This is a genomic window from Phormidesmis sp. 146-12, assembly GCF_052939495.1.
In genome coordinates this window covers 1-15,933 of sequence record NZ_JBJPHS010000131.1, presented here as the reverse complement: position 1 = coordinate 15,933, position 15,933 = coordinate 1, and the positions used below count along the sequence as shown (strand labels likewise).

19 protein-coding genes, 1 tRNA gene and 1 pseudogene are annotated in these 15,933 nt (G+C 47.5%); 9 read left to right on the top strand and 12 right to left on the bottom strand.

The annotated features are described in order from the left end of the window. Positions 1 to 62: 62 nt before the first annotated feature. From ACKFKF_RS30665 to ACKFKF_RS30650, 4 genes are read right to left on the bottom strand one after another with little or no spacing between them, the layout of a single operon-like run. Positions 63 to 314: a hypothetical protein gene (locus tag ACKFKF_RS30665; protein ID WP_446871160.1), complete on the bottom strand. Its 252-nt coding sequence runs from the start codon at positions 312 to 314 to the stop codon at positions 63 to 65. 59 nt (positions 315 to 373) lie between these two features. Next, positions 374 to 769, bottom strand: a complete 396-nt coding sequence (locus tag ACKFKF_RS30660; protein ID WP_446857120.1) for a Na+/H+ antiporter subunit E — start codon at positions 767 to 769, stop codon at positions 374 to 376. Continuing rightward, positions 766 to 2,202, bottom strand: a complete 1,437-nt coding sequence (locus ACKFKF_RS30655) for a cation:proton antiporter (RefSeq protein ID WP_446871159.1) — start codon at positions 2,200 to 2,202, stop codon at positions 766 to 768. The genes ACKFKF_RS30660 and ACKFKF_RS30655 overlap by 4 nt, the downstream gene beginning before the upstream one ends. After that, positions 2,199 to 2,534: a cation:proton antiporter subunit C gene (locus ACKFKF_RS30650; RefSeq protein WP_446871157.1), complete on the bottom strand. Its 336-nt coding sequence runs from the start codon at positions 2,532 to 2,534 to the stop codon at positions 2,199 to 2,201. Before ACKFKF_RS30650 ends, ACKFKF_RS30655 begins: the two co-directional genes overlap by 4 nt. A 952-nt stretch (positions 2,535 to 3,486) precedes the next feature. Here ACKFKF_RS30650 and ACKFKF_RS30645 point away from each other — a divergent pair. Both ACKFKF_RS30645 and recR read left to right on the top strand, forming a co-directional pair. Beyond that, the gene (locus ACKFKF_RS30645) at positions 3,487 to 3,834 is read left to right on the top strand and encodes a histidine triad nucleotide-binding protein (RefSeq protein ID WP_446857123.1); all 348 of its coding nucleotides are present in this window, start codon (positions 3,487 to 3,489) and stop codon (positions 3,832 to 3,834) included. Positions 3,835 to 4,019: 185 nt separating this feature from the next. Then, positions 4,020 to 4,601: pseudogene (gene recR, locus ACKFKF_RS30640) on the top strand (recombination mediator RecR); the annotation flags it as partial. A 228-nt stretch (positions 4,602 to 4,829) separates the two neighbouring features. Here recR and ACKFKF_RS30635 read toward each other — a convergent pair. Both ACKFKF_RS30635 and ACKFKF_RS30630 read right to left on the bottom strand, forming a co-directional pair. Beyond that, on the bottom strand, positions 4,830 to 5,366 hold the full coding sequence (locus ACKFKF_RS30635) for a response regulator (protein ID WP_446857124.1): 537 nt from the start codon (positions 5,364 to 5,366) through the stop codon (positions 4,830 to 4,832). A 35-nt stretch (positions 5,367 to 5,401) separates the two neighbouring features. Then, positions 5,402 to 5,527 (bottom strand): hypothetical protein, encoded by a 126-nt coding sequence (locus ACKFKF_RS30630; protein WP_446871156.1) that lies wholly within the window; start codon positions 5,525 to 5,527, stop codon positions 5,402 to 5,404. Positions 5,528 to 5,692: 165 nt separating this feature from the next. Between ACKFKF_RS30630 and lipA the strand changes: the two genes are divergently transcribed. Together lipA and psaX are read left to right on the top strand one after the other, a co-directional pair. Further along, positions 5,693 to 6,628 carry a lipoyl synthase gene (gene lipA, locus ACKFKF_RS30625; RefSeq protein WP_446871155.1) on the top strand — a complete coding sequence of 312 codons (936 nt, stop codon included), beginning with the start codon at positions 5,693 to 5,695 and terminating at the stop codon, positions 6,626 to 6,628. A gap of 161 nt (positions 6,629 to 6,789) precedes the next feature. Next, positions 6,790 to 6,924, top strand: a complete 135-nt coding sequence (gene psaX / locus ACKFKF_RS30620; RefSeq protein ID WP_446857126.1) for a photosystem I protein PsaX — start codon at positions 6,790 to 6,792, stop codon at positions 6,922 to 6,924. Positions 6,925 to 7,041: 117 nt separating this feature from the next. On the opposite strand, the gene trpA is transcribed toward psaX, so the two are convergent. From trpA to ndhL, 3 genes are read right to left on the bottom strand one after another with little or no spacing between them, the layout of a single operon-like run. Then, a complete protein-coding gene (gene trpA, locus ACKFKF_RS30615; RefSeq protein WP_446871154.1) occupies positions 7,042 to 7,842 on the bottom strand; it encodes a tryptophan synthase subunit alpha in 801 nt (266 codons plus the stop codon). A gap of 60 nt (positions 7,843 to 7,902) precedes the next feature. Further along, complete coding sequence (locus ACKFKF_RS30610) at positions 7,903 to 8,295, bottom strand: DUF3007 family protein (protein WP_446871153.1); 393 nt, start codon at positions 8,293 to 8,295, stop codon at positions 7,903 to 7,905. 35 nt (positions 8,296 to 8,330) lie between these two features. Next, positions 8,331 to 8,543: an NAD(P)H-quinone oxidoreductase subunit L gene (ndhL, locus tag ACKFKF_RS30605; RefSeq protein ID WP_446857129.1), complete on the bottom strand. Its 213-nt coding sequence runs from the start codon at positions 8,541 to 8,543 to the stop codon at positions 8,331 to 8,333. A gap of 419 nt (positions 8,544 to 8,962) precedes the next feature. Here ndhL and ACKFKF_RS30600 point away from each other — a divergent pair. After that, positions 8,963 to 9,045, top strand: a tRNA-Leu gene (locus tag ACKFKF_RS30600). A gap of 315 nt (positions 9,046 to 9,360) precedes the next feature. On the opposite strand, the gene ACKFKF_RS30595 is transcribed toward ACKFKF_RS30600, so the two are convergent. Continuing rightward, on the bottom strand, positions 9,361 to 9,486 hold the full coding sequence (locus ACKFKF_RS30595) for a hypothetical protein (RefSeq protein WP_446857130.1): 126 nt from the start codon (positions 9,484 to 9,486) through the stop codon (positions 9,361 to 9,363). Positions 9,487 to 9,552: 66 nt separating this feature from the next. Between ACKFKF_RS30595 and ACKFKF_RS30590 the strand changes: the two genes are divergently transcribed. Beyond that, on the top strand, positions 9,553 to 11,049 hold the full coding sequence (locus ACKFKF_RS30590; protein WP_446871151.1) for a hypothetical protein: 1,497 nt from the start codon (positions 9,553 to 9,555) through the stop codon (positions 11,047 to 11,049). Between the two features lie 62 nt (positions 11,050 to 11,111). Here the strand turns inward: ACKFKF_RS30590 and ACKFKF_RS30585 are convergent, their stop codons facing one another. After that, positions 11,112 to 12,032, bottom strand: coding sequence for a lysylphosphatidylglycerol synthase domain-containing protein (locus tag ACKFKF_RS30585; protein ID WP_446871150.1), 921 nt, complete (start codon positions 12,030 to 12,032; stop codon positions 11,112 to 11,114). Positions 12,033 to 12,357: 325 nt separating this feature from the next. Between ACKFKF_RS30585 and ACKFKF_RS30580 the strand changes: the two genes are divergently transcribed. Further along, positions 12,358 to 12,909: a DUF6658 family protein gene (locus ACKFKF_RS30580; protein WP_446871149.1), complete on the top strand. Its 552-nt coding sequence runs from the start codon at positions 12,358 to 12,360 to the stop codon at positions 12,907 to 12,909. A gap of 112 nt (positions 12,910 to 13,021) precedes the next feature. Continuing rightward, on the top strand, positions 13,022 to 13,612 hold the full coding sequence (locus ACKFKF_RS30575; protein WP_446871147.1) for a DUF6658 family protein: 591 nt from the start codon (positions 13,022 to 13,024) through the stop codon (positions 13,610 to 13,612). Between the two features lie 66 nt (positions 13,613 to 13,678). On the opposite strand, the gene larC is transcribed toward ACKFKF_RS30575, so the two are convergent. Further along, positions 13,679 to 15,058: a nickel pincer cofactor biosynthesis protein LarC gene (larC, locus tag ACKFKF_RS30570; protein WP_446871146.1), complete on the bottom strand. Its 1,380-nt coding sequence runs from the start codon at positions 15,056 to 15,058 to the stop codon at positions 13,679 to 13,681. Between the two features lie 98 nt (positions 15,059 to 15,156). Here larC and ACKFKF_RS30565 point away from each other — a divergent pair, with 98 nt between their 5' ends. Further along, on the top strand, positions 15,157 to 15,792 hold the full coding sequence (locus ACKFKF_RS30565) for an L-threonylcarbamoyladenylate synthase (RefSeq protein WP_446871145.1): 636 nt from the start codon (positions 15,157 to 15,159) through the stop codon (positions 15,790 to 15,792). The last annotated feature ends 141 nt before the right edge of the window (positions 15,793 to 15,933 follow it).

Here is a 15,933-nt window from a genome sequence, read left to right as displayed (position 1 = left end):
AAACCAGAAGAAGAGTCCGACTGCAATGCAGAAATAGCTAAGAACGTTAATAAAGACACTTGTCATAATGCACTCATCCGTTTGATCACCTGTGCTAATAGCATTAATCCAGCATTTCCCACACTCAAGATGATTACGCCAGCCACCCCAATCATCCAGTCATCCCGCAGGACAGAAACGACTAAAATCATCACCGAAGTCTTGGTCGCAATGCTGGCGAACGCTAACATCTTTTGCCAAATATCATCATCCTGCCAGGCCTGATACATCGGAATGAGTAACGCCAAAATCATTGCAATCAAAACCAGGTTCATGTCTTTCCTTTTTGAGTCGTCTTAATAATTTGGTTGAGCTGCTGCCTGTTGAGTCTGGTTTAATCAGCCCGTTTTCGCCGCCGTTGTACCCGATGTACTTCATACCAGCCTGCTTCGTGGTACTTGACAACAATAGTTTTGGGCGTAAAGGTAATGAGAAAGATGTCGAGAAAAATCAAACCGGGCGATCGCCGTTGTTTGACCCGCTCCATTGTGATGTCTTCTTGAGTATGAGGGCGAAAGATCAGTTCAAAGGCCTCCATATACGCTTGAGGAATGGCAACAACAATCTCCCACAGCACCCGCAGCCAATCTTTCAAGGCTCCCAGAGTTGTCTTGCTATGCGGCAACAATAAGGCGACACAAAACCCAATGATAATGTTTGCCACACTCAAATTAGCTGTGAGCAGAAACCAAATGATCAGCCGCAGCATTACATTAAGCGATCCAATCATGCCATCACCATCCAAAACAATAGAACTAACATCAAACTCATGACTCCCACTAGATGATCAAATTGCTCTAATAGGCGCGGCAGTTTGAAAACGGTTTGACGAAAGACCAGAAAGTAGGCCAGCCAACCAAGAGCGATCGTCGCCAAAGGTTTGATGATATTGGCAAGACTATAAGCCTCGTAGTACACGACATTCGCTAAAACCAGTCCCCCAATTAATAAAATCACGGCTGCCCAAAACCCAGGCTGGATGTCTTTGACTTGTTCGGGTTGGCTTTGTCGAGGCAAGAAGATGAATTTAGCAAACACGATAGCCGTTCCAAAGGCTGCAATATTCATCCCGATCGCTTGCCAGGGTAATAAACTTTTCATCGTCAACACTTTCGCCCCAAAGCCCGACAGCAACGGAAAGCCCGAAATTGAGAAGCTGGCAACCACGAGCGCAATCCAGATCGGGGTATGAATCGGCTGATGCTGTAATTCTTTGAGGTCGCGGCTGGGCAACACGCCCGCAATTAGAAACAGCGCTGATTTAACTAATCCATGTGTCAGCGCATAGAATCCTCCAACTTCGGGAGCCGCTAAGATAAAGCCCAACTGCGAAACGGTGGAAAATGCCAGCATTCGCTTGGTGTCTTTTTCAAAAACAGCATACCCAACACCTAATAGCGCCGTCCCCACCCCAAACAGCCGAATCAGCGGATCAACTTCTTCTACCAAAAGGGCACACCGAACGAGCGGTAAGACTCCTGCTTTGACGACCACACCTGACAGCATCGCCGACACGGGTGTTTCTGATTCAGAGTGAGTCAACGGCAGCCACAGCCCCGATACAAAGATGCCTCCTTTGACTAAAAGCCCCAGAAAGATCAGAGCAAGGGCTTCTGGGGGTGCCTCGCGCAATCCGGTAAACGCAAAGGAATGGCTGGCTTGATAAACCAATCCTGCGCCAACCAGATAAAACAACATCGCTACATTACTGGTAAAGAGATAGCGCAACGCAACCCAGATTGATCGATCGGTGCGAGGATAAGCAATCAACAGAAATGACGCAATACTAATCACTTCTAGAGCGACATACAAACTAATGAAGTCGTTACAGGCAAACGCAGCATTGACGCTCCCATGCAAAATGGTGAGTTGCAGATAAAAGAAAGCGGTCTTGCCCGTGTTCCAACAATAGAGAATGACGGCGGCTGTCACCAGCGCATTCGTCAGGACAAAGAAGCCAGTGAGTGAGTCAACCACCAGAGTTACGCCAAAGCTATTCAGCAGTTGTAGCGTCAGAGGTGGAGTAGTAAAGAGCCAGAGCGCATAAGCCAGAGAAGCGATCGCCACTGCCAATGAAAGGTAGCGATCGAACCGAGGGAGCATATAGCTAATGAACCCTACAAAAAACGGTAGAGCAATCCAAATCAGGGTGAGGGTGTTCATGGGGCGTTATTTCGCTCAATTTCGCGAGTTTCTAAAGTCGGATTGTCTCGTGCCAGTTTCATTACGCCAACCAGCATCAGGGCTTGAATCGAAAAGCCAATGACGATCGCTGTCAAAATGACAGCTTGGGGAATCGGATCAGCATAATTTCCTTTGGGGTCGCCTGTGAGAATGGGCGTAAGCAAGCCACTCCGCGATGCAATTAGCACGTAATAGGCAATCACCCCCGTACTCATGACATCCATTGAGATGATTTTCATCACTAGATTTTTCTTAAAAAGAATGCCAAAAAAACCGCACATTACGGTCGCAAATACACATGCTTCTAACACAAAGATTGCCTGGTAAGTAAAGGGTTGTCTTAAAGAATGGATGTCAGGATCGGCTGTCTAATTGAGTCGATCGCATTGGCTTCCATTAGGCGGAACCTCGGAGAATCCGATCGCAGTCCATCAATGTTGCAAAGAGTCAACCCATATCTGATTGGTAAGCATCAAGGTAATGAAGTAGACGACTAGAGTTCTTGAAAACTCAATACCCTAAAACAGGTAATTGCACTAGCAGCAACTGCTCAAAAGGATTGACAGCAACCGAGAAACACACGCTTTTAGCGAACACACTAAGTCTTAATCAAATCCCCACAGCATCTTTTTCTAATGCCCGATCACGCGAATGCATGACAGACAAGAAGGCTCAAAACGTCCTAATGCGTCTTTGAGGATTAGAAAAAAATGAATACAGGTCATTGACTATCCAAGGTACTACAAAGTCGTAACCTAACTTCGAGAAGCATCTATTGAGAATTCCTTGCTTATCGATAGAAGTCTTTCGTAGGATTGATTGATACAGCAGATTATGAGGATGGGACTTTGTGAATTCTGAGTCCCGGAGAGAGGCAAGCATCTATTCTGTGATTGTAAAAACTAACTTTTTATAGCTAAATTAAGGTCAAAGAAATACGCTGCGCCTGACTGAGATGAGTATCAGTTCAGAGTGTAATCAAACTTACATTTTTGTATCCAACTATAGAAATCGTTCTGTATGCAGTTGAAGCAGATAGCTGTTTCAGAGCTTAGTTGTGAGCTTCTGCACTCGCTCTACTCAAAGAACAGAATGCGATTTTTTTACATGGCTGAGTAAACGATCACCGCATTCAGAAGATAGTCGCCTCTAGGGTCAATGGGCAATGCGTTGAGAAATTAATCAGTCTTTAGCGACCCAATTCGTGAGATTATGCAACTAGAAAGCCTTTGAAACCAGCGCGATCGCAACCCGCAGCCTGCCATGAGCGACAACGACACCATTTTTGGCAAGATTATTCGCAAAGAAATCCCTGCCGACATTGTTTACGAAGATAATCTCGCCCTTGCCTTCCGCGATGTCAATCCTCAAGCGCCCGTTCATATTTTGGTGATTCCCAAACAAGCGATCGCCAAACTTTCAGATGCCGAATCTCAAGACCATGCTCTAATGGGGCACTTACTCCTAACCGCCAAACGAGTCGCCCAACAGGTCGGACTGACCAACGGCTACCGAGTCGTCATCAACACAGGCGAAGACGGTGGCCAAACGGTGTATCATCTTCACCTCCACATTCTCGGCGGTAGACCAATGGAATGGCCCCCTGGTTAAGGAATGATCTCCACACCAAAAGGCATACACTATCTCATAGACGAGGAATAAAGCTAGTTCCCACTTTATTTCCTCCCTCCTCCCTCCTCCCTCCTCACGAAGGTTCTCCCTCATCCCTCTCAAGATCCCCCACCCTACGCTAAGATCAACAAGAATTTGGAGGAACGCAAACGGTTTACACACGCCCCCTCGCTCGTCTCATTGAGCAACTTCAGCACCTCCCTGGTGTTGGCCCCAAAACAGCCCAACGGTTAGCTCTCCACATTCTCAAGCGCCCCGAAGAAGAAGCAAAAGCGCTGGCAATGGCGATCGTTGAGGCCAAGCTGCAAGTGGGCTTCTGTTCTGTTTGTTTTCACCTATCAGCCGAGCCAGTTTGTGATATTTGTCGCGCTGCTAATCGAGATAGTGCAACGATTTGTGTGGTTGCGGACTCTAGAGATGTGATCGCGCTAGAAAAAACTCGTGAATATCGAGGCAAATATCATGTGTTGGGTGGGCTGATCTCCCCGATCGACGGCATCGGCCCCGAACAGCTACACATTCAACAGCTAGTCCGTCGCGTTAGTCAACAAAAAATTGGAGAAGTCATTCTCGCGATTAGTCCCAGTGTCGAAGGAGAAACCACCACGCTCTACGTCGGACACCTGCTCAAACCCTTCACTCGCGTTACTCGCATTGCTTTTGGGCTACCGATGGGTGGTGATCTAGAATACGCTGACGAAGTGACTCTGGCCCGCGCTCTAGAGGGCAGAAGAGATCTCGATTAAGACTCTGGCGATCGGATGTGAATTCAATACCCCAAGCGTCGCCTCCCCTACTCAACTCAAAACTTTGAGCCAAATACTCGACATCAAAGTTCGTCAGAATGGGGATTTATGGGGCTGAAGGACTGGATAACGACGCAGAGAGCCTGATCGAATTCGCATTAAGACAAGCAGCGAAAAGGCTCGATCGACTTCATACCCAATCGGATAAAACTTGGGTCTTTTCCAGATTTACTTCAACTTTTGCTTGATGAAGGCTAAAATCTGCCCCTGCTGTTTCCTGAGCGCATCGATTTCAGCTTGCATCTTGGCAATCTTGGCGTTTAGCGCTTGAATGTCACCGCTGGCGGCCGCTCCACCTCCCGAAGCCACCGGAGCCGCAGCAGGGCGACGTTTTGCCTTTGACATCGCCATCTTGATCGCGTCGATCAAAATCTTTTGATCAAACGGCTTTTGCACAAACTCAAAGTATTCAAACGGCTCTTGCAGCTTCTCGGTCACTTCTTCTTTGCGACCGGACATCAGCACCAGCGGAATGCTCTGTAGCTCTGGCTGAGTCTGAATTTGCTGAAACACTTCCCAACCGCTCATTCGAGGCAGCAGAAAATCTAGCATGATCAGATTGGGACGCTCTTGACGAATCAGGTTGATCCCCTGAACCCCGTCTTTGGCTTCCATAACTTCAAAATTACCTTTGGGCAACATATCGCGAACCATATTCCGGATCACGGCGCTGTCATCAATGACTACGATTTTGTGACTTGCCACAACTGAACTCCTGTAGAAGCGACTGCAAAAAACAATTAGGTGTGACGGGTTACGGCAGATTTGACGGCCGCTTGATCCGGTTGGAGGACGAAACCCTGATAAAAGTGAAATAAGCGCGGTGGACTGCGAAAGCGATCGCGGTAAGGTTGACAAACCCTCAATTAAAATCAAAGGCAGGGCAAAACGACCTGAATCGCATCAACTAGTGTACCCCTCTGACCAAAAAGTGCGCGTGTATGCTGCGAAAAGGGAAAATGTGGATATTCAATATTTCTAGCACTAAACTCACAAAGTACACCAAATCGCGACCCAGTGTTCTCCCTTTTATGGCTTCCAACCCCCATCCTGCAATTCTTCCAGCATCATCTGCACAAAAGTTAGAGCTTGCTAACCTGCCTGAGTGGTTGCGACGACCGATCGGCAAAGCCAGCGAAATTTCAACTGTGCAGCGCATCATCAAGCAGCGTCAGATCCATACGATTTGTGAAGAGGGTCGGTGCCCCAATCGGGGCGAGTGCTATGCCCAAAAGACAGCGACCTTTCTCTTGATGGGGCCAGTTTGTACTCGTGCCTGTGGCTTTTGTCAGGTGGACAAGGGTCACGCTCCGATGCCGCTCGACTTAGACGAACCTCAGAAAGTGGCAGAATCCGTTCGCTTGTTAGGACTGCGATATGTGGTGCTGACTTCGGTAGCGCGAGACGATTTGCCCGATCAGGGAGCAGGCTGGTTTGCTCAGACGATCGCTCACATTCGACAAGTCAATTCCACGACTGAGGTAGAGGTGCTGACTCCTGATTTTTGGGGCGGACGAGAAGCGGGCTGCACGTCTGAAGATCTCCAATTTCAGCGAGTTTCTACCATTGTTGCCCTTCAGCCTGCTTGCTACAACCACAATATCGAGACGGTAAGACGCTTACAAAATCCGGTACGACGGGGGGCAAAGTACGATCGCTCTCTCAGAGTCCTTCAAATTGTCAAAGCGATCGAGTCCACCCTTCCCACCAAATCCGGTCTGATGTTGGGTCACGGGGAGACCGAAGCAGAAGTGATCGAAACGCTAAAGGATTTGAGAGCGATAAACTGCGATCGTCTGACGATCGGGCAATATATGCGTCCCTCGCTGGCTCATCTCCCCGTCCAAAAATACTGGCATCCTGATGAATTTGAGCGTCTAGGCGCGATCGCCCGTGATCTAGGATTTTCTCATGTGCGATCGGCTCCCCTGGTTCGGAGTTCTTATCATGCAGGCGAAGAGGGATGAGAGATCAGAGAAATTTAAGTTTTGATTAAGCTAAACTCCTTTGTCCCACACCTCACACTTGGCTCTGTACTCTTTACGCTCCCTGCTTAACCGAAATTTACCTCAAAAATGCCCTTGTTTTGGTATCCCTAGAGATGGTCACTAAATATGGAGAACCCTTTATGACAGCAAAGAGCGCTTCTGGTGCAACGATTAAGACGAGCAAACCTCCCTATCCGTTTCGCACGTTTTGGGCCCTGGTGCTTTTAGTGGGCAACTTTGTGGTTGCAGCTTACTACTTTGGGATTCTCAAGTAGGCACTAGGCGGGGAGCGATCCCCACACTGTTCTAATTCGATCGAATCCGATCGCTCATCTTCCCCCTGGTTTTTTCTCAAATGGCGAGACGAAATCGGGGGGAAATTGTTTTGAGAATCACTCTGAGATGATCGCCGCCCTCAAGCTTTGGCAAAATTCTTCGATCGCCCTCAGTCCCTCGGCTGGAGTCCCCTCTGATAATCGCTTTACAAAGGCACTGCCGACAATGACTGCATCAGATCCCCATTCCATAATTTGGTGCGCCTGGTCGGGCTGAGAAATGCCAAATCCAACCCCGATCGGCTTGTCGGTCACCTGACGCAGTTCTAGCAATAAATCTTTGACTCGCGTTTGCATCTGACTTCGCATTCCCGTTACGCCCGTCGTGCTGACCAGATAGACAAAACCTTGAGACTGTTGGGCGATCGCCGCAATCCGTTCTTGAGGGCTGGTGGGGGCGACCAAAAGAATGACTTCAATCCCGTGAGCGATCGCAGGTTTTAGCAGGCTGTCTGCTTCCTCTAGGGGTAAATCTGGCACAACCAGACCTTTGACTCCCACTGCGGATGAATCCTGAAGAAAGCGATCGATGCCTCGATTCAAAATTGGGTTGTAGTAGGTGAAGAGGATCAGGGGCGCACGAATCGTTGGCGCAACGTTTTTGACCATGGCCAACACGTCATCCAGTCGGGTGCCTCGCTCTAATGCTCTAGTAGCGGCAGCCTGAATGACGGGCCCATCCGCCAAGGGATCAGAGTAAGGAACACCCAACTCAATCAAATCAGCCCCACAGCGATCGAGAATCCTTAATGCTTTGGCCGTCGTTTCTAAATCGGGATCACCCGCCGTAATAAAGGGAATAAGCGCACACTGGGCCTGATCTCGCAGACGATCGAAGCATTGAGAAACTGAAGTCATTGCTGTCCTTAAACCCAATTTGTTTAGGACTAGTTTAGGACGAATAGGGAAGGCTCTCAATTAGTGCTTTGCTTTTTTCTGCCCTTTGCCTGCCTGGTTTTCTTGCTCAATTTCTGCCTGAAGTTTTTCTAACTCTTCGGGGGTGAGTTCTTCGAGACGCTTTTGCAAGACGGCTTCTTTGTAGTCCTGTAGCTGCTGATTGTAGGTCATATTTTGTGACAAAACCCGCGTCAGGTAAGTCACAACCCAAACGATAATTGCCCCAACCAACAGCACCTGGCTCCAAATTCCGGCGCTCATGCTGTCGAGTCCGATCGTTTCTAGCAGCAGATAGGCCAATCCTCCCACCAAAAACACGCCTAACGTGATCCCGACTACATCAATTCGTCGCATTGTCAACCCAAATAATAGCTGCTCGATTCGGATGAAGGATCGCTCAAAGCGTTTCAACAAGTTTATCCCTCATCCCTCATCCTTCATCCCTACATCTAGGCCGAAATCGTTCTCCGCTTGGGTCTAAAGTTCAAAAATGGACTCAGCACCAACAAGCCCGGAAAGAAAAAGAAGACCAGAAAGTACATAAAGCCGCGCTCAAAGGAGGGTGCGACGTACCAACGAGCCTGAAGGTAAAAGAAAATAGCAAGGGGGACGGCGACTAGATAAGCTCCACCTAGAGCCAAGTATAAAAGTGCAACTTCCATGCTTTTACGACAGTAAGAAGGGGTATAACCCATCTATACTACCGTTTTTCAACCAGAGGAAAGCTTTTCTGCAATCGTGTTTTCTAAGGTGAACGATTGAGTAAGGGAGCGAGTTGAGGCTGACAAATGGTGTTCGCTTCGCAAGTGCGCTCGGCAACGCGACTCAAAGAATGAAGTCTGCCGCGTAGACCAATTCAGGGCTTTGTAATTCGCGACGGTTGATTTTGCTCTCGTTGCTGCGATTTGAACTCTCAGGCAAAAAGTTTTGTGGGTTAACTCGGCGATCGAGTTCTCTAAACTTTTCCTAAACCTTGAGAAATCTCAAAACAACGTTGATAAGTGACCCATTTAATGATGCAATAAACAAGGTAGATTGGCAGAGGTGCGGTTTCGAGTTGTGTGGCCGCAGTTAATTCTCTGGGGGCATGGCGGAATGGTAGACGCTACGGACTTAAAATCCGTTGACTGAAAAGTCGTGAGGGTTCAAGTCCCTCTGCCCCCATCTTCAACTTGATGCTGTCGGTTATCTGTTAGCTCAGTCCTCTATCAGTTATTTATAGAATTTTTGGCCGCTAACCTCCATTTTGCGTTCATTCATTGGTACACTTGAACTCAAATTGTAGGATTTGACTCAGTGTGTGCTGCAAAACTTTGGCAATCATTAGGAACTAGATATTCTTTGAGCTATAACTTAAAAAGCTCTGTAGATCTCCGGATATTACTAGCTGGTGATAGAGATCACCAAAATTAACTGGCGTGATCACATTTTTGCAAGCTTTTTTGCCAGCTAGGGAAATATGTGAACAGCGCATACTGCTCAGTATTGGGTCAGCCGATCGCCGATTGACGGTCGATGTTTCTCTAATTGGGCGGTCACAATGTGGATTAATTGACTCCAAAAGTAAGCATTGTGAATTTCGCCAAAATTAGTGATTGCATCCATACCATCACTTGAGCGATACTCTCTCATCAAGAGCAAGAACGCCTCATCTATCTGGTGTTGGTTTATATGAATGGAGTTCCGGGTACGGGTCGCAGATACCTTAGATCAAAACTGCACAATGTGCAATCGTCACCCGATCATCTGATCCACTCATCTTTGGGAACCCTGAGTCATGGAGCGATCGGAGAAATACTGATGGATGGACATCAGAATGAGCAACCAGACAGAGTTTCCCGTTCGGGACGAAATATTCAACTGGCACAAGAAACCATTTATCGCTTTCTTTTGGATGTCGTCAGAAAATGGCCGCCCGAAGAAGTGTTGCTGGAGTTCAAACGATTATTTCTCTATCACGTCGATTCAGTCAGTTCGGGGGCGGTTCATGCGGTTTATGAGATTGTTTTTAACAACGATGAAGAAGAGTTTAGAAATACTCTAAAACGGTCTTGTTATATTCTGGTTAACAACTGGGATGCCAGCAGAAACTTTAAACCCATTCAAGATCTGGTCTATGTTTTTCAAGATAATGCACTTGATCTACACACGATTTCTCCGACTTTAAAGCGTCTAAGGCAGTGGATTGAGAACTTTAGAAACAGTAAAGATTACGAAGATCTAAAACTTTTTGCGTCCCGCTATGAAGAGCAGCAAATCGGCCCCTGGAGTAGTCGATATACGTCTTATTTGTTGGTGCCACAATATGTGGATTTAGGAAATCCGATCGAGCAGCGAGAAGCCGCTAGAGCCTTATCAAAACAGCTTAAAGATCGATTTAAGTTTGACCTTGCAATGTACATCGCCAAATCACAGATTATTTCTTCACCTGAGCGATTACCCAAAAACCCGACGGCTTTGGGCGACAATGTGCTGCGGTTGATCAAAACGATCGTCGCCAAACGCGGCCCTTTTAGTTATGCTAATCTCGCAAACATTTACCTAAATCAAGTTCAGCAACTCAACTACAGAGACTTTAAGCAAAGCTTGAAAAAGTATCTGATCTTTTCGGTTGATAACAACAAATTCTCAGAAACGTTGCAGGCAAAACTGTCGGACAAGATGGCGCTTCTTTATGGAGATTACGACGACGATTTAGTGAATGATGCACTAATTTTGCGAACTTGTAATCGAGTGATTGAATATCTGACTACCGAAAATCGTAACGATCCGTCTGCGCTGTTTGTCCTCCTACTGTCACAGGGCAATCCGATGACGCTGGTTATTGTGTTGCTCAAGCTAATTTTGATTTGCAAAAATGCTCGTACTCATCTAGAAGCGCAAATTGCTGAACTAATTCGCTACTACGAAAAGTGTCCTGAAGAAGACTGCTGGTGGGTTGTCAACTTTCTAGAAATCTTCAATGTTACGTTTGCAATCTATGCCGAAAACGTGCAGTATAACCTGATCAAAATGGATGAAAATCTACCTCCTCCGGACTTGACTCCACAACAGATTGATCTCGATGAATATCGCATTTTCTCTCAGCTTAAATATGACTACAGACTGGAGCCAGCGGAGATTTTGGAAATAGATCAATCGTTTGAGATCGAAGAAGATATTGAGTGAAGGTTGACGAGGTTGAAGGTCGGTTTAAGCCAGCTTTGGAAATTTTGCAATCGTTTTTGATCCTACTTTTCGCGCCGATCGTCCAGGCTGATCAATCCGGCCCCTGCCGCTTCGGCTAACGTGTTGACCAACCGATAAAGCGCCACAATGCTAATCAAATCACCCGGAGAAAACGACTTTTGCAAAAGAGCGATCGCCACCGCTTCAAATACGCCAATTCCTCCCGGCAATCCTGGTGTGACAAATCCTAACAGCCACGCGATCGAGAATGCGCCTAAAAGCGTAGGAACCTGATTGAGAGAGATGACTTGAATCGCCAGAAACACAAACACAAATCCGATGCCCCGCAGTCCCAAAAAGCCCAGTTCTCCAAGCAGCGATCGCCAGGGATAGCGTTTCAGTTTGAGGGCAGACGTGGCAGGAGAGTGGGTAGCTTTTTGTTTGAGTCGAGTCAGGTGAGCGATCAGCGGGTTTAGACAGCGCGGATGAAGGCTAACTAATACGAGAATTAGACCGACGATCGACCCCTGACGTAGCCAATCCTGCTCGATCTGCTGAAGACTAAACAAAGCAATTAATAGAGCCGCTGCCACCATGAGCAAGGGTTCCAATAGAATGCTTAGCGTTGCGGCTTTGAGCGGAATGTTGGCTTTGGTAGCAGCCGAGATGCGCCCATAAAAGTGCCAGAGATTTCCGGGCAAGTATTTAGCAATGTTGGTTTTAAGGTAAACCTGAACCCCCCAAACTCCGGTCACCTTCTGATCTAGGGACTGTAGAATCCAACTCCAGACCCAACCCGCCCAAATGTGAGCTAAGAGCGTAATTCCCAGGGCGATCGTCAGACAGGCAAACCCTACTGAATCAATTCGCAAGTTCGCCACTTCTTGCCAATGAGTGATGAGTGTTTTGGCTAAGAAAAACAGGACGGCTCCCAAAATCAGCCAACGTAGGAAGGGTTTAGAGCGTGTCCAGAAGATTTTCATAAACAAGTGCAATGGGCTGACTCAGTTTAATGTACGTCTTCTATCGCTCAATGGAGAATTGGGGAGCGGCTGCAATCTCTCTACGGTAAGAGAAGAATTAGCGCCAATTTGCCGAAAATGTGACTTGCGTTAGAGGTTGTTGTTCACTTGAGTTCTGTAGTGTTGATAGGCGGATTCGGGTAACAGGAGAATTAAAAGTTTAAGTTGGGTTTAAGGCTTCTATAAGCAAGGCTAAATTTGGTGAATTTGAGGCTTTAAACCTATAAGAATCGTATAGAAACTGATTGGATTCTCCTGTAAGATTTGACACAAGAAGGAGCACGGAATGAAGCGACCAACTTTCTCTTTTAAAGAGGTACGAATCAAGCAGATCCTGATGGTTTTTTTAGCAGGATTTGTTCTTTTACTAACTACTGCCTGTAGCGATGCAAATTTGCAAGGCTCTCGTCCTGACAATACGCCTGTCCAGATTGGTGGCAACAATAACCCTCACAGAATGGGTGGCGAAGGCTCCGAGTCAGAAATGACGGCTGACCCCAAAATCACAGGTCGGTCAAATGTCAAAAGACAGGCTCAGTCCTCGCTTGCTCTGAAGCAGGTTGCTGACAATTCAATCAAAAGCAACGCCTCTGATCTCAATTATCGAGGGTCTAACAACACTGAAACTGACCGTCCCGATATTGGCGCAAAGCAACAGAAGTCCTTGCCAAGCTTGCCCCTACAAAAGCAGCCTGTTATCGATCGCAGTGACCCCGATGCCAAGATTTTAGAGCGTGTGGGTGAAGCGTTCAAAGATGCAAGTTCTTTTGTCAAAGATACGGCTGACTCTGCATCGGCCCGTCCAGAAGCAAAGGCAAATCCCGCGATCGGGCAGTAGTCAAAATTTAGTCAAAAATTGTGATCGACGGGGGATCAAAACCTTTGTTAGATCGCAATAGCGCTAAAGTAAACTGCTGAAGTAAACACAAACAAACCCATGAGGTAATTTTATGAGCAAAGTCATTTCTTTCTTCAAATCGATTCGGTTGGTTCAACTTTTAACGGTGTTTCTAGCAGGAATTCTGGTAATTTTCACCACGGCTTGTAATGGTAATGCTCAGGCAAAAATGCCCTCTACTGATGGAGGCCCTAACCCGGTTGGTCAAACGCAGCCATACGAGGGCGGCATGAATAACTTTAGCGATACCGCACCTGGACAAGCCGCCAAAGGCACGGCCACAAAGACCAAGGCGTTGATCGATCGCGCCGAAAAGGACATCAATTCCAAGCGGGTTGACAGTGTGGATCAGTACGTTGAAAACTATCGCAATGGTGCCCCTATTCAAGAGCGAACCAAGAACATTATTGATAGTGTCAAAGGAGCGGCCGATGATGCCACAAGTGATGCAAAAGGTGCTGTAGACAAAGCTGCGAGAGCGGGCGATCGCACAGTCGATAAAGCTAAGGAAGTTGGAGACAAAGCCCAACGGGGAGCCTACAACGCCAAAAGCAAAAGTGATGATGTCGCTAAAAGCGTGAAGCGATCAGTTGATGATGCGGCGACAAATGTGAAACGGGCTGCTCAAGACGCGATCGACTAACGTTTAAGTTAATCTTTGAACTTCAGAATTGCCAGGTTGGATGCACTATTTGCTCAACCTGGTTTTTTAGTGATCTTGGTTTTGCTGATGCCAGTTTTGTAGCGCGATTTGATGAATTTCACGCCAGGCAATGTGGTGGTGACGAGCAATTTGGGCACAGTCTTCGTACTCAGGTTGAACGTTGATAATGGTGCCCTCTTGATTTCGGGCTACCTTAACTTGAATCACGCCAAACATCGTCTCAACTTTGTGAAATTCACGCTGTAAAGTTGACCGCTGCTGGAGAGAATGGCGAATGCCTAAAGTGCTAGTTTCTCGAAATAAAACTCTCTCACAGTCGGCTACTTTTTCAACCGAACAAATGACCGTTAGTAAGACTCCGGGACGCGATTTTTTCATGCCGATCGCCTGTGTAAAAACATCCAGTGCCCCCACCGCAAAAAGTGCCTCAAACACATAGCCGATCGCCTGTGGATTTAAATCGTCAATCTGGGTTTCTAAAACTGAAATAGACGGTTGATCCAAGTTGTTTGAATTCTGAAATCCAGGTTTTTGAGTTGGCAAGTGGTTGGCTTTTTCAAGCTTTTCTCCAGCCGTTTCGCCAATCCATAAGCGGAGAATGTTGGGAATGGGTAAATCGATCGATCCTGCCCCCAGTCCGACTTTTTGCAGCGTCATGGTGGGTGGAGATCCGAATTTTGTAGAAAGTGTGGTTGCGATCGCCGCCCCCGTAGGAGTGACTAATTCTCGCTCAATGCCGTTGCTGTAGAGGGGCACCTGACGCATCTCATAGAGTTTCAAAACGGCGGGAACTGGCACTGGCAATCGTCCGTGAGCCGCCCAAACCGTCCCCCCTCCTGTTGGTAAAGCTGAACAATACAAGTGATCAATCTCCAGCCAATCCAACCCCAAACAAGTGCCGACGATATCCACGATCGCATCGATCGCCCCTACTTCATGAAAATGTACCTGCTCTGGTGAAATTCCGTGGACGGCTCCCTCTGCGGCTGCCAACTGCCGAAATATTGCCAAACTCCAACTCTCAGCCCGTGGCGGCAAGTCGGCTCCTTGGATCATCTGTTCGATTTCGGGCAAATGGCGCAGCCGAGAACCTGTTGCAGCAGATGTTTCGTGAGTGTGGGAATGCTCGTGAGCGTGAGGATGTTCGTGAGAAGAGTGCTTGTGAGAAGGGTGCTTGTGAGTGTGGGAATGCTCGGCTTGCGATCGAGGCGTATCTGAAGAATCCTTCAATTCAACTTCAATCTTGGTGGCTTGCTGCCCATTGCGTTGCACAAACGCTGCTTTAAGCCGATACTCCTCCGCAATGCCTAGACCGTCAAGCTTCGTAGTCAGGTAGTCTAAAGGAACGCCAACACTCACCAGCGCACCCAGACACATGTCACCCGCGATTCCAGTCGGGCACTCCAAATAAGCGACTTTACTCATTGACGTAAACCAGGAAAAAGGGAAATTGATTGTCCCTTTACACCCTACCTTTTGCACGATGAGGAATGGTTAAACCCTTTCTTCTTTTTTCTCCTCCTATGGCTACGATTTACAGAATTCATCCCAAAAACCCCCAGGCGCGTGGCGTTGAGCAAGTTGTGGACGCATTACGCAGTGGGGCTATCATGCTCTACCCGACGGATACTGTGTACGCGATCGGCTGTGATCTCAATTCCAAGACGGCTGTGCAGCGAGTCCGTCAACTCAAACAACTCTCAAATGACAAGCCACTGACTTTTTTGTGTGCTTCGCTATCCGACATTTCGCAGTATGCCGTCGTCAATGACCCCGCGTACCGCTTGATGAAGAGTCTGATTCCTGGCCCCTACACGTTTCTATTGCCCGCGACCAAGCTCGTTCCCAAATTGGTGATGAGTCCCAAGCGCAAAACAACAGGCATTCGCGTTCCTAATCACCCCCTTTGTGCGGCGCTTCTAAAAGTCTTGGGCAACCCGATCGTGTCCACCTCTGCCCACCTTCAAGCCGACGAGAGCCAGTTAGACTATCCCTCTCAAGCAGAACTATTTGACAGTCTAGAAAAATCCGTTGATCTCATCCTTGATACAGGCGAAGAACCTTCTTACCAGGTATCCACCATTTTAGATTTGACCAACGCGGAACCTGTGATAGTGAGAAAAGGTCTGGGATGGGAGGCGGTGGAGGAGAAGATTTGAAGGGATAAGGGAGAACTTCGCTTCGCAAGGAGGGATGAAAAAGTTTTGAAGGTTGAGCTTTGACTTTGAGAGCTTGAAGAAATTTAAGGCGTTGCTGAACAAAGGGATGAATCAAGTGAGTACGGGTATTGACCAATACTT